At 44.8% G+C, this 13220-nt stretch carries 10 protein-coding genes and 1 pseudogene; 8 read left to right on the plus strand and 3 right to left on the minus strand.

Annotated elements, in window-relative coordinates:
* The first annotated feature begins 25 nt into the window (after window positions 1-25).
* The 6 genes and pseudogenes from Ga0451573_RS08855 (at window position 26) to Ga0451573_RS08880 (ending at window position 6656) form a co-directional block, all read left to right on the plus strand.
* Window positions 26-808: pseudogene (locus Ga0451573_RS08855) on the plus strand (inositol monophosphatase family protein).
* Between the two features lie 52 nt (window positions 809-860).
* Window positions 861-1859, plus strand: a complete 999-nt coding sequence (locus Ga0451573_RS08860) for a helix-turn-helix transcriptional regulator (protein WP_231683523.1) — start codon at window positions 861-863, stop codon at window positions 1857-1859.
* Between the two features lie 219 nt (window positions 1860-2078).
* Window positions 2079-3362, plus strand: a complete 1284-nt coding sequence (locus tag Ga0451573_RS08865; RefSeq protein WP_231683524.1) for an IS110 family RNA-guided transposase — start codon at window positions 2079-2081, stop codon at window positions 3360-3362.
* A gap of 176 nt (window positions 3363-3538) precedes the next feature.
* Window positions 3539-3721: a hypothetical protein gene (locus Ga0451573_RS08870; RefSeq protein ID WP_231683525.1), complete on the plus strand. Its 183-nt coding sequence runs from the start codon at window positions 3539-3541 to the stop codon at window positions 3719-3721.
* Between the two features lie 16 nt (window positions 3722-3737).
* Window positions 3738-4451, plus strand: coding sequence for a hypothetical protein (locus Ga0451573_RS08875; RefSeq protein ID WP_231683526.1), 714 nt, complete (start codon window positions 3738-3740; stop codon window positions 4449-4451).
* A 36-nt stretch (window positions 4452-4487) separates the two neighbouring features.
* Window positions 4488-6656, plus strand: a complete 2169-nt coding sequence (locus tag Ga0451573_RS08880; protein ID WP_231683527.1) for a hypothetical protein — start codon at window positions 4488-4490, stop codon at window positions 6654-6656.
* Between the two features lie 13 nt (window positions 6657-6669).
* Here Ga0451573_RS08880 and Ga0451573_RS08885 read toward each other — a convergent pair whose 3' ends face one another.
* The 3 genes from Ga0451573_RS08885 to Ga0451573_RS08895 form a co-directional block, all read right to left on the minus strand.
* Entirely contained in the window at window positions 6670-9264 is a 2595-nt protein-coding gene (locus tag Ga0451573_RS08885; RefSeq protein WP_231683528.1) for a RelA/SpoT-related domain-containing protein, read from the minus strand.
* Window positions 9265-9267: 3 nt separating this feature from the next.
* Window positions 9268-9702 carry an HD domain-containing protein gene (locus tag Ga0451573_RS08890; RefSeq protein WP_492207353.1) on the minus strand — a complete coding sequence of 145 codons (435 nt, stop codon included), beginning with the start codon at window positions 9700-9702 and terminating at the stop codon, window positions 9268-9270.
* Between the two features lie 92 nt (window positions 9703-9794).
* The gene (locus Ga0451573_RS08895) at window positions 9795-10550 is read right to left on the minus strand and encodes a methyltransferase domain-containing protein (RefSeq protein ID WP_231683530.1); all 756 of its coding nucleotides are present in this window, start codon (window positions 10548-10550) and stop codon (window positions 9795-9797) included.
* 143 nt (window positions 10551-10693) lie between these two features.
* Here Ga0451573_RS08895 and Ga0451573_RS19775 point away from each other — a divergent pair, with 143 nt between their 5' ends.
* A complete protein-coding gene (locus tag Ga0451573_RS19775) occupies window positions 10694-10819 on the plus strand; it encodes a hypothetical protein (RefSeq protein WP_269438175.1) in 126 nt (41 codons plus the stop codon).
* A 44-nt stretch (window positions 10820-10863) separates the two neighbouring features.
* The coding region (locus Ga0451573_RS08900; protein ID WP_231683531.1) for a P-loop domain-containing protein at window positions 10864-13220 on the plus strand (2357 nt) is incomplete at its 3' end.

Raw genomic sequence — 13220 nt, forward strand, 5'->3', positions numbered from 1 at the left:
GTTTTTTAAATACGGGTGATGAGGGATGGATCTAAAACTTGAAAAAATTATAAATGCGGTTATATCTGCTGGAAAGATTGTTTCTTCCAGTATTGGGGATGAAAAATTGATTAAAGAAAAATCCTATGCTAATTATGTTACAAATATAGATTTGCAGGTCAGCGATTATTTAACAGGTTTTTTGATGAAAGAAGGTTTTACAAACCAAGTCATTACTGAAGAAAATGAAGTCACGCAATTTGATTTTTCGGAGCCGGTTTGGATTTTAGATCCTATAGATGGTACGACAAACCTGGTTCATGATTATCCTCACTTAGCTATATCACTGGCCTTTTATGATAGGAAGGGAATATTTGGGGTTATTTATAACCCTATTACTGAGGAACTATTCCATGCAGAGTCAGGTAAAGGAGCCTATTTAAACGGAAAGAAAATCAAAGTGTCAAACAATGCTTATCTGAAGGATTCTTTGATAGGGTTTGGATTTCCTTACAACCGTTAATTTACATCGGCGACTTTTTTTGCTATACAAGATGTTTACTCTGAAAGCCATGATTTACGCAGGACTGGGTCAGCTGCCTTGGATCTGGCATATGTGGCATGTGGTCGGCTAGATGGTTATTTTGAGATTGGTCTAGGGAGTTGGGATGTTGCCGCTGGAGCGATTATTGTCTTGGAAGCTTGCGGAAAAGTTACGAATTGGCAGGGAAAAGATTGGAGATTGCGTAAAACTAATAATATAGTTGCCACTAATGCCTTTATTCATGATGAAATATTAAATTATATTTCTGATAAAGGAATAATCTAAAAGAAATACGTTTTCTCACAGAAGGAATTAGAAACCTAAGGGGGTCACCAATATGACCGAAGACCGCAAGGGGAGAAACAGGGACAGGATTAAAGCTTTGGAGGAAATCTTCAGGGACTGCTACACTGCGGACAGAGAAATATCCATGAGTCAAATAATTGAGCAACTTATCTTACGTGGTATCAGTGCCGAAAGACGGACAATTTATTCTGATATAGATTTACTGAATGAGATCTGGGATTACAATATAGAAAGAACCTATAGAAAATATAAAGTCACCCGTGGCAGTGGATTCAATGAGGAAGAACTCCAAATAATCATAGATGCTCTCCTTTCGGCCAGGTTTATTTCCCGGGAAAACACCAGGGAGTTAATTAATAAGCTGCAGGATACCCTTGCTGTCAAGAAGGAAAAAGGTGCCCTCAACAAGATCAGGGTACAGGAAAGGGTCAAGTACAGCAACAGGGCGATAAAGGAAAACATCTCACGAATAAATGAAGCCATGAGGAAAAACAAAAAGATTGGGTTTGAATACTGGAAATACATGATGGGACCAGAACCGGAAATGGTCAGGAAAGACTGCCTGGCAAGCCCTTATGGGGTTGCGTGGTATGAAGATTTTTATTATATGCTGGGTAATTATCAGGAAAAAAGACTGTCATATTACAGGATTGACAGGATGAACAACGTTGTCATTACAGAAGAGCCGCGGGCAAGCCTTTACGAGGTAATGGGGCGGCATGAACAGTTAAACATAGGTGACCTTTTAAGCAAGCTTGTTTCTCCTGCTTCCGGTGATGAGACCGGAATTTCCTTAAGGGTTGACAAGGCTTATCTGGCCCAGGTAAGGGACAAGTTCGGGGACAGGATCAGGGTCAGGGATGAGAATAGCAGAGAGGCCAAGGTCGATGTTACCGTAATCAATAATAAGAAGCTTATTCCCTGGATATTGAGCTTCAGAGAAGGAGTAGAGGTCCTTTATCCCAGGGAATTAAGGGAAAGGATAATCTCAGTGATTGATAAAATGAAAGATAAATACTATGATGAGTAAATTTTAGGGCGTAAAGCTCTTTTTTTTTGCCTTGTTTTAAGTGTTCGTTTTTTTGTACAGTAAACCTGGTACACTGCCATTAGACCAGAAAAAATATTAACGAGGAGCATTCCTGTAATAAACAAAAATGAACTTTGAAAAAAGAAGTACCTCACGATAGAATTGAATTGTGCGATTTGGCCAAAGCACAACAAATCAAAACTACGGGAGGTACCTAAAATGAAGTATACCCAGAATGAAAAGATTCTGCAAGTCACAGAAAGCACTTTGATTATCGGCGTGGACATAGCCAGCGAAATACACTATGCAAGAGTCTTTGACCAGAGAGGCATCGAATTAGCTAAACTGATTAAATTCAGTAACGATGCCGAGGGGTTTAAAGAATTTGTCTCATGGGCCGAGGAAATCAAAGACAAGAACAACAAGCATAAAGTAATGGTCGGCATGGAGCCAACAGGTCATTATTGGTTTAACATAGCTCCTTATCTTAAGGATCACGGAATTAAAATAGTGTTGGTGAATCCGTTTCATGTAAAGCGGAGCAAGGAACTGGATGATAACAATCCAACCAAAAATGATCGTAAGGACCCAAAGACCATAGCGATGCTCGTAAAGGATGGTCGATACATGGAGCCGTATATACCGGAAGGAATATACAGCGAATTAAGGACCGCCATGGAAACACGCTGGCAGATAGTGAAGCAGCTAAACGTAATAAGAAACCGCGTAAAGCGGTGGATTAGTATATACTTCCCTGAATTCAACAGAGTATTTGGTGACTGGGAAGGGAAAGCCTCATTGATAATATTAAAGGAGTTCTCAACACCTGCCAAGCTAATTGAAAAGGGCATAGATGGCATTATAGCCAGGTGGAAGCAAGATAAACTGAGAGCAGTAGGAAGAAAGCGAGCAAGTGCGCTGATTGAGGTTGCCAGGACCTCTGTCGGAGTGAGAGAAGGGCTGGTTGCTGCAGAGAATGACCTTGCAATACTGATTGAAGACTATGAAATGAGAATGCAGCAGTACGAGCGGACCCTGCTTATGATTGAGCAACTTGCGTATCAAATACCAGGAATGCTCGAAATCCTTAAGATAAAAGGTATTGGCCTTGTTACAGCAGCAGGCTTCATAGCAGAAGTTGGTGATATCAGTAGGTTTGAGCATCCGAAGCAGATACAGAAACTGGCTGGTCTAAGCTTAAAAGAAAATAGCTCTGGTAAACACAAAGGCAAGACAACGATCAGTAAACGGGGCCGAAGGCGGTTAAGGGCTTTACTATTTCAAGGAATCATGCCGGTGGCAGCTAAAAACCCAGAGTTTCGTGAACTGCACAGCCACTATACCACCAGGAAAAAGAACCCGCTAAAGAAAAAGCAGTCTTTAATACTGTTGAGCTGCAAGTTAATCCGAATATTTTTTGCATTGCTAACAAAAGGCGTAGCGTATGACCCACAAAAGATGATTAATGATATCAAGAGACCCTTATTACAGGAAGCTGCTTAAGTAAAAAAGTCTCATGCAATCGCAGGTTGAACATTGACAAAACGAGCCGGGATTAGTCAGGTTGAATCAATTCCATAAGGGCACAAGACCCAGTCGAAGGAGCACAACTGACATCCACCTCATGGGCAGGCAGAACGAAGGAATTTAGGGCACAGACCCTGTGAGACATGGGAGGGTTGCCGCCGGAGAACAAGTGGATACCATCGGCCGAAATAAGCGAAAAACTCATAGGGCTTATTAAGGTCAACCTTGTTCATCCAGATATATGCAAAAATAGGCATATTGCCCAGATGGCTCGTTTTGAAAAATGTGAAAATCTAAGATTTCAAGAGCAAATTAAAGAAAATGAAAGATTATAGAGGGAGGAATGCGAAAATGAAAAATGGAACCTTGAAGGGTAAAAGAATTGCCATCCTGGTATTGATTGCTTTTATGACTGCCCTGTTTGCCACTCCGGCTTATGCATGGCACGGTTCAGGTGAATATGCAACTGAACAGGACGTGCATCTGACTGATACTTACTGGTGGGCGAGAGACATGGGATTTGCCGTTAATGAAGCAAAAACAATTGCCAGGGCTTGTGACGGTGTGGATTTTAGTTGGAAATATTTTGACAAGGACTGGCACCTGGATCGGCGGGAAGACAGCGGTGATACTATTGATACCAGGGAGAGACATGCCATCCAGGAAATGAACAAAGCCAAATATTATATCAGCAAAGTGCCGGGATCCGGTTATTGGAAAGCCCGGTATTACAGGAATGAAGCATGGAAACACCTGGGCAGAGGCCTTCATGCGCTACAGGACATATATGGCCATATGGATGCCGGGGTTGGCAAACCCATCGATGATGACAGGTATCCTTTCAGCCACGGAATGGCCGGTGTTATGGTGGACGCGACAGATGTGGACGGCACAGTCAGGGAAATGGCTGTGGAAAACCTCTATGATGATGTATTATGGGATTATACCGAGGAAGAGGGCTGGCATCGTCACCATACCAAAGAGGAAGGTACCAGGTGGACAGAGACGAAAAAGGCTTCAAAAAAATATATGTATGAATTCCTGTCATATGGATACGGGTCTTAAAGGAAAGTTTGAGAAGTTTGGGAGAGAGGCAGCTCTATGTCTGAACTGGAATACCTGATAGATAGGTTAATAAAGTTGGCCAGAAAAAACGCTTCAGATACCGGTCTGTCGGCAGTGGAGTCCGGCCTGCCGGTCTTCACCGAGAGAACAGTAACCTACCTCTTGAGGGAAGCCTTCAGAAAGGGTGACCTTGGGAAGTCGTTCCGGATAGCCCGGGCCCAGAAGAATTTACGCCTAATGGCCCGGGTGGGCCGGATTTGGCTGAAAATGGGTCAGAGGGATTTCGGCCTGAAAGCAGCTGTAGAATCCGGGGATGACCTGTTATTAAGGGATATTATCTCAGAACAGTGTAAAACCGGTGATGTGTTTGGGGCTTTATCCCTGGCCGGGAGTATAAAAGACCGGCGGATCAGGAATTATGCATGTGGGCAGATCGCCCAAAAGTATTTGGATCTGGGCCTTATAAAAGATGCCATTAACCTTATCCAGGGCATAGAAAACCCTGCAGACCGTTTTGATGCGGAGAAAGAAATGGCAGGGTGGCTTTTTGATGCAGGCTATTCAGTTGCTGCCCTGAGAATGGCCTCAGGTATTGAGAATGAAGGCTGCCGGGTAATGGCCATGGGAGGAATCCAGGCGAAAGTACAGGCAAAAATACAGGCAACAGTCCGGGCAACAGGTCAAAAATGCCTTGGTTACTGCAGGAAAACCCTTAAAATACTTGACACAGTCAACCAAAGCGGCTATAAGGGTCCTTGCATAAGGGAAACAGCTCTAAGCCTGCTTTTAATGGGATATCCCGGCAAGGGGCTGGCATTAATAAACAGGATTGAAGATCCGTTCGAAAAAACTTACGCCCTGGCCGAAGCATCGATAAAGCTTTTGCAGATGGGATTTGATAGAACCGGGGCATTACGCGCTTTGAAGTGGTGCCAGGACTGTATGGATAAAATGCAGGGCCTTAATTATAATGTTTATATTACTGTTGAAGAGCCGGCCCGTTATTTTTCGATGTCTGATGATGAACATGCCAGGGTAATCTCCCATGAGCATCATTTCATGCTGGATTTATTTGCTGATGGGGAAAAAATGATTGCGACCCTGTTAAAGCTTTCCTTCATGCTTCATGAATTGGGTTATACCGGCACAGCGTATCAGGTACTGCAAAAAGCGGTGCAGGTTAATGAAAACAGCCGTACTTACCTGGAAGACCACTCGGGCAATAAAATCCATGACTGTGACAACCTGGATAGGCTTATTTCCGAAATGTTAAGGCAGGGATACGGCGAAGAGGCCTTCAAATTAGCAGCAGAGCTGGATACGGTACGACTGGTAAAAACATCATCAATACTATACCAGACGGGATATGCGGATTTTGCGGCAGACCTCCTGACTGCCTGTGTCCGGGATGACAATGAACCTGGTGATATGCTCAAGTTATCCCATGAGTTATACAACCAGGGCCAGCCTAATGCGGCGGTAAAATGCCTGGACAGGTGCCTTGATAAATGTATCAATGAATATATTAAGTCTTCCGGTAATTCAGGCGGACTGGAAGAACTGTATGAAACCATGTTAGAAATATCATGGGAGTACAGCAGGCAGGGCAACCGGGGCAAGGCGCTTGAACTGCTGGATAAGTGTGTGAAGTTCGGGGTGTCAGGGGACAATGCAAAGGCTGGGACATATTGGGCGATGTGCGGCTGCAGGGACTTCCGCTTAAGGGTTTTCCATGAGTGCCTGAAAAGGGAGTATTATGACGGGGCCTTTAAAATTTTAAGGCATTGTATCGAAGGACTGAGTGGAAGCCGTGAATACACCCAAAATAGTGAGCATATCACTGAACTGTCCCTTTTGCTGGAGAAGTCCTGCAATGAGACTGAAGCGGGCATAGCCAGTAATAAGGCTGGTTTGGATATGGTTCTTGAGGTTTTGGAATTATTGGAGGAAACAGCTGTTCCCCCGGAAACCAAACAATCCGTATACATAGACTTTATCGGCCGTATTCACCTGTACAAAAAGCGCCTGCCGGAGATTGCTGTCCGGCTGGCGCCTATGGTGTCAAAGCACAGGGAAACAGTGTTGTTATTATTGTACGCCTGTGCTGTATATGTGAGGTTTTATTCGGGATACGGTCCTTCTGAAGTGAACAGAATTTTGACTAAGGTCAGCAAAGTGATTGATGTCCATGAAATGTTTGTTTAGCCTTTATACCCAGTTAGTCCTGGTCCAGTCTGTAAATCTCCATTCCGGCGTCTTTGAGGATATTCTGGTAATTAGTAACGAAGTCCACATCATATTCCCTTATTTCTACTGGAAGGTCGGACCAGGCCACGAGATGGGGGGATATTTTTTTGTCTACATCCTTTTGCTCTCCATACCGCCAGCCGCTGTTAAGCCTTTCTATGACCCATCGTCCATGTTCCATTATAGCCATCTCTTCAATTTGTGACGGTGTCAGTTCCACAAGGCAGGGTTCTGTGGTAGTGTTTCTTATACCATACCCGCAGCTTCTTAGGATTTCTGCCATGTATTTTATGTGATGCCTGTTGGATAACTTGAGGTCCTCGTTGAGCTTGTCCCATGTTTTACGGGATGCTTCAGTGGGCTGGGTGGTATTAAGGTAGTGGGCATGTGCTGCCTGTGCTGCCTTTTCGACCTGTTCCTCAGCAAGGAAGGGCTGTGTTTTCTGCATAATAAATGCTCTGATTATCATGGGGTCAGGGGGAAGGCTGAATAGATAATTGCTGCCACCAAAGGCGGCATCTGTGGTAATTTGTGAAGCAGTGCTGCCAGCGGAACCGATAACAGCGACCCTTGCGCCCAGGGCCAGGGCCAGCTTGTATTCCAGTGCGGAGATGGTGCCTCCGCCAATACCCAGTACAGAAACTTCTGATGGTTTAACCCCTTGGGAAACCAAGTCCACCCAGTACTGAACCGGCTCTCCGGGTCCGAAACCGTGGTCAGGGGAGCAGAAGATACTGTCATAATTGTCGTCCCGTGTTGCGTCAAATGGAATTGTTTTTGGAAGGTATCCAAGCAGGCAAACAGCAATTCTGCCGTCCTTTCTCAGCTCATTTACCAGCTTGCCAACCATGCCAGGGACGCCGGAAGTGATGCCTCCCGATATTATTGTGCCCCGGAACCCTTTCAATACCTGCAGTAAATCGTTACAGAGGATTGGACAATCTTCATCCAGACCGCTGCTGGTACTACCGGCTATGATCAGTACCGGCCGGTCAAACCCGGTGGTTTTGGCAGCGAGGCTCTTCAACACTTCCAAGGACCGGGGACTCTTATCTTCAAAGAGGCAGGCCTTCCCCACGTGCAGCACATTGGTTATCCAGGCAAGTTCAGCCGTGGTTTTATATCCAAGTTCAGTATTTTTAAGGAACGCCAGTTCATTGTCAAAGGCCTCCTTAAAAGAGTCTTCAAAGTCGTCTTTAAAGTTACTGATATCTTTTTCCACTTTCAAGGAGTTGCAGTAATGGATGGCGTTGATATAAGATTCCAGACTGTTTGTATATACACCAAGAATATAAAAGAAACGGCCCATAGTCAGGTATGCCCTGAGGATCTCAATACCGGCGCTGATATGGGCTTTGCAGGTAGTGATGGCCTCGTTTATGCTGTTTTTTAGCAGGGGGAAATAATCCTCTTCTTCAATAAACTGCTCAATACAGTCTGCCAGGAAGTATGGGTTTTGCGGGTCTTTTTCGAAAGCCTGCAGGTTAAGCTGTCTGGCTGTTTTTTTATTTTGAAGCAGTTTTTGAGTCCAGGCCAGGGCTGACAGCGCCCTGGCCTGAAGAAGGTATTCTTCTTTGGTAATGGGTGCCGGACACATGCTATATTTATCTGGCAGAGCAACATAGCCGATATATTGTTGACCTGTGTGGAATTCTTTGCTGTCAGGCTTTTTTTTGTGCTTCATGCATAAAGCATAACCCAGTTCCAGAAAAACCTGGGCCTTAAGATAGGGATTATCCATTTCGTCAACAGCCAAGCTTTGCAGGACCTCTACGATTGTATCCCATTTTTTGATAACCTCCGCGATTTTGGCTATCCGTAAGGCCAGGCCCGGTTTATTCTTTTTAGACTGCTCGTTATTAAATACGGTTTTCAGTGTTTCTATCTCGTTAGCAATATCAACCAGGTTAGAATATGTATTGTAATTTAGTTGATAGGAATCAATAGACTGCACGAATTCACCAAACAAACTGTCGGCGTTTTCCATTAAGGCGGCCAACCTGGCACTGTCACGCCTGAGCTTGCCGGGGACACTGAAGTTACTCTTATAGATGCGGTCATGGGTTATATCTGACCATGCATGCTGAAGTATGGTACGGATCTGGATTTCGGCTTTCCTAGGCCCGATGGATTCAGGTATATCAATACCCAGTACCGGCTTTTGAGGCAGGGATATGACATAGTGGACGGAACGGTAGCCGAACTGGTCCTTCTGCAGGCGGGAACTGACATCCAGGCTGTTTTCCCAGTCAATAATAAAATTTGCTTCTATAAACTTGCTGATGGCATCAACCTGGGCCAGGGTATGGGTAATTACCCGGGCCCCGCATAAATCGGTGAACTGATAAGCCGGTTGACTATACTTGGACCGCTTTCTGACTGCCTTCTCAGCAAAGCTCGACAGATTCTTTGCCCTGGCCTGAACTATGGCATTGGGAGCATATGAATCACAGGCCTTCTCCAGAATCTGCCTTAAGATGCCGGCATATTCTTTATAAAAGCTATATTCTTCAGAGTACTTATTAATCTGCTCCAGGTGCCAGTTTTTATCAATTGTTGATGACAATGTTTACACCTCCCCTTTGATGCTGAGTAAATAATCTAAAGCCTTCCTGTATTTCTCATGCCGTTTATAGCTTTTAGAGGTTGGATCTTTAATCCTGTTCAAATCAAGGTTGTCTGTCAGATCAGCGATCTTAACAGCAGTGGCCAGGGGGTTAGCGGATACTTTTAATAAGTACTGATCATATGGTTCGTCTTGATGGCGGGTAAGGCAGGACAGCGCCTCTATAATGTTGTCAGGTACTCCTTCTTCCCTGAGCCTTTCGGGTGAGCACCCTCCGTCTTCGATGGTATCGTGAAGCACTGCGGTAATCATTTCCTCTTCATTTGAAGTATTCAGCATTACCCTGAGACAATGCAGCATATATGGTTTTCCTGCCTTGTCCTGCTGGCCCTCATGTGCCCGGGCAGCAAGAATGACGGCTTTTTCCAGATTAAACAGAAAAAATCACTCCCTTAAGCAGGTAATTTACAAATAAATGGAGAAAATCCACGAATATTATAATTCGCCAAATTATAGCAGTTTCCTTTTGGTTATATCGCGGCAGCAATCAGGATGCGGCGAAACGGGTAGAAGACTTCCCCGGATGGACAATACTGCCTGGCTTTGACACGATACCTTTGGACAAAGGTATTATGAATCTGTTGTGGCAGGCATTCAAAATAGGGGAGAAGTACAGTACCTGAAACCCAATCAGTCAGGGCGTCAATATTTTCTAATATATGTGGATAGACCTTTTCTATAACGGTTATTTTTTGGCAGCCGAAATCGTGCAGAATTGTTGCATATTGATTAATGGAGAGAACCGGGGATACTCTGAACCACTGCTTTAGTATGGTGCGAAACGGTTCCTCTCGGGCAACATCAGCAACAAGTCCGTGAGAAAGATAATTCTCACAAGACGGTATTTGAAGGGCTAGCTGTCCGTTTGGGTTGAGAAGTGAGAGCAGTTTTGGAATCAGTTCCTCATGACTATCGACCCACTGGATGGCTGAGTGAGAAAAAACCAGGTCCCAGCTTCCGGTGGCATTTTCAATAGACCGAAGTTCAAAATCTAATCCCGGGCATGCAAATTGAACTGATTGTGCCAGCATCTCTACTGAGGAGTCTATTCCGAGTACCTTCCCATCCGGAATCATATCAAGTATTTTTCTGGTCAGTTCCCCTGTGCCGCAGCCCAGGTCTATAACCTTCATTCCTGGATTAACAGTTATCATATTTATCAGGTCATTAAAGGGTTGGAAACGTTCTGCTTTAAATTTCAGGTATGAATCAGGATTCCAAACCATTCAGCGGCCTCCTTAATATTTAGTGTACCTAAATTGTTGGCCGTTTTTTTGCACATCAGATATATTACCTTAAATATATGATATAGGCACATCGTGCCGGTGTAAATGGGTTAGTACCAAATTCTTACCACGGAAAAGGGAGTTTGTGTGTTAAAGCTGAAGAGGGAGAAGTAGTAATACTTGAAATTAAAGACGGTAAAGACGGTATAGAGGAATTCTTTCCCAAAGAAAGAATGATGGATGAGTCTGGTGATGGCGATGACTTTTAAGTTTGCGTGGATTTGGGTACAGGAAATTTTCGGGAGGGATAGTATTGAACATTTTTTTAAGCTACGGGCATGATGAATACTCAAAGCTGGCCAGGAGGATTAAGGCCGATCTGGAAGTAGAGGGGTATCACGTGTGGTATGACGAGGAGAAGATCAAGAATACCCATGATTGGGAGATTTCCATTGAAAAAGGTATTACCCTGTCAGATTGGGTAGTTGTTCTGATGACCCCGCACTCAATGCGGCGCCCTGACGGGTATTGCCTGGACGAGCTGAGCTTTGCCCGTTTTCAGGGAAAACCGATCGCTCCCCTAATGGCCCAAAATGTAGTACCGCCGCTATGTATTGCCAGGCTCCAGTGGCTGGATATGCAGAGGTGTTTCGACCAGAATACGGGAGAAATCAATGAACCGGTATATGCAGAGAAATACCAGGCCATATTGAAGGCAGTCAGGGGCGAGTTTCAACTGGGGTTCGAGGGTGAACTGGCCACTCTTCGGGATATTCTGAGGCCGCTTGATAATGATGTGGAGATTGACCACAGAATTAGGAATTTTACCGGGCGGGAGTGGGTATTTGAAGCTTTTCGCAACTGGCTGGAACATGATTCATCCAGGGTTTATTGGATACAGGGGAAAACAGGGGTGGGGAAAACAGCCCTGGCCGCTAAACTGTGCCACCAGGAGCCATCAGTGGTTGGGGCTCATTTCTGTAAATATAATGACAGCACCAGGTCTGACCCTAAACGGGCCATATGTTCCCTGGCCTACACCCTTGCTACACAGGTGCCGGGATATATGCAGAGACTGATAGAAGACAAAGAGTCAAAAAAAATTGACGAAATGAATCCAGCAGCCCTATTTACATACCTGTTGGTGGAAAAACTGAATAAAGTAATTCCGCCCCGGGGACGAAAAGTCCTCGTAATTGATGCTCTTGACGAGTCAGAGATGCAGAGCCAGAACGGTTTGGCAGACATATTGGCTTCCCAGGGTGAAACTCTGCCCAAATGGCTGGGGATAGTAATTACCAGCAGGCCGGAATCCCGGCTGCTGAGGGTTTTTTCAGGTTTGCGCACGCCACTGATAATGGAATATGATGATGCCAGAAACATTAGGGACATAAGGGAGTTTCTAAACAAAAAACTAACTGCATTCGGGGATGCAGCCCAGGTCCCGGGAGCGGTTGATAAGCTGGTGAGTAAAAGCCAGGGGAATTTCCGGTATATTGAGACGGTATTGAAGGAATTTGAGAAAGGCACCATGGATTTGACCAGGGTTGATGAATACCCCGAAGGATTAAACGGGGTATATACACTCTTGTTTGAGAGGCAGTTTCCTGACATTGAGAAATATGCAGGAAATCACCGGAGATTGTTTGAACTGATTGCAGCTACTGTGGAACCACTGGAAACCAAAATGGTTGAGAAAATACTGGGCAGGGATTATGAGGTCGATAAAACAGTGCTGTCCCTGGGGTCCCTGTTTGATTCAAGCAAAGGCAGAATTGAGCCCTTTCATAAAAGTGTTATCGAGTGGCTTATGGATCTTTATAAGAGCGGTGAATACAGGGTAAGAGTAAATAAGGGACACGAAGCTCTGGCCAGGCATGGGTTAAAAGAATACCAAAGGGGCCTGAAAAAAATGTCCCCCTATCTGAGGGACCACCTGCCGGTTCATCTGGAACGCCTGATAGATGAGGCTATTGAAGACGGGGATATTGACATGGAACATTTTAGCCATATGGAAGAAGTGTGCCGCAATCTTGCTGATAATGCATATAAAAGGAAACGTTATTCTATTGCTGGGCAGGGTTATGCTGTTGCATTAAGGGCGGGTCAGGAATTGCTAAAAAATGAGTCAGGGAATGTCGGACATTTGAAGCTTGTCTTAGAGACCGCTTATTGTGCGGGTAGGTGCTGGAAGGCTTACGGCAGCTTAAGTGGTGCTTTACCTTACTATCATGAGGCTGAAGACATATTGAAAAAACTGTGTGAAATGGAACCTGAAAACAAAGATTATTTGAAAAGTTATTCAAAAAACTGTACAGAATTAGGTGATATCTATCGTTCTTTGGGTAACCGGGTGAAAGCCCAGAAATATTACGAGAAATCGCTGGCTATTGATGAGGCCCTGGTTGAGCTAGACCCTGACAGTGCGGAATATAGGCGGGGCGTGTCTGTAAGCTATGAAAGACTGGGAGACTATCACGAAAGCCAGGGAAACGGCGCGAAGGCCCTGGAATATTACCAAAAATCGCTGGCTATTGATGAGACCCTGGTAGAGCTTGATCCTGACAGTGCGGATTACCGGCGGGACCTGTCTGTAAGCTATAACAAACTGGGAGATTATCACAAAAGCCAGGGTAACGGCGCGAAGGCCCTGGAATATTACGAAAAATC

This window comes from Phosphitispora fastidiosa (assembly GCF_019008365.1).
Lineage (GTDB): Bacteria > Bacillota > Thermincolia > Thermincolales > UBA2595 > Phosphitispora > Phosphitispora fastidiosa.

Coding starts and splice junctions, on each gene's coding strand:
- Ga0451573_RS08860 (WP_231683523.1), top strand. CDS start 861: ATGACCGAAGACCGCAAGGGGAGAAACAGGGACAGGATTAAAGCTTTG.
- Ga0451573_RS08865 (WP_231683524.1), top strand. CDS start 2,079: ATGAAGTATACCCAGAATGAAAAGATTCTGCAAGTCACAGAAAGCACT.
- Ga0451573_RS08875 (WP_231683526.1), top strand. CDS start 3,738: ATGAAAAATGGAACCTTGAAGGGTAAAAGAATTGCCATCCTGGTATTG.
- Ga0451573_RS08880 (WP_231683527.1), top strand. CDS start 4,488: ATGTCTGAACTGGAATACCTGATAGATAGGTTAATAAAGTTGGCCAGA.
- Ga0451573_RS08895 (WP_231683530.1), bottom strand. CDS start 10,550: ATGGTTTGGAATCCTGATTCATACCTGAAATTTAAAGCAGAACGTTTC.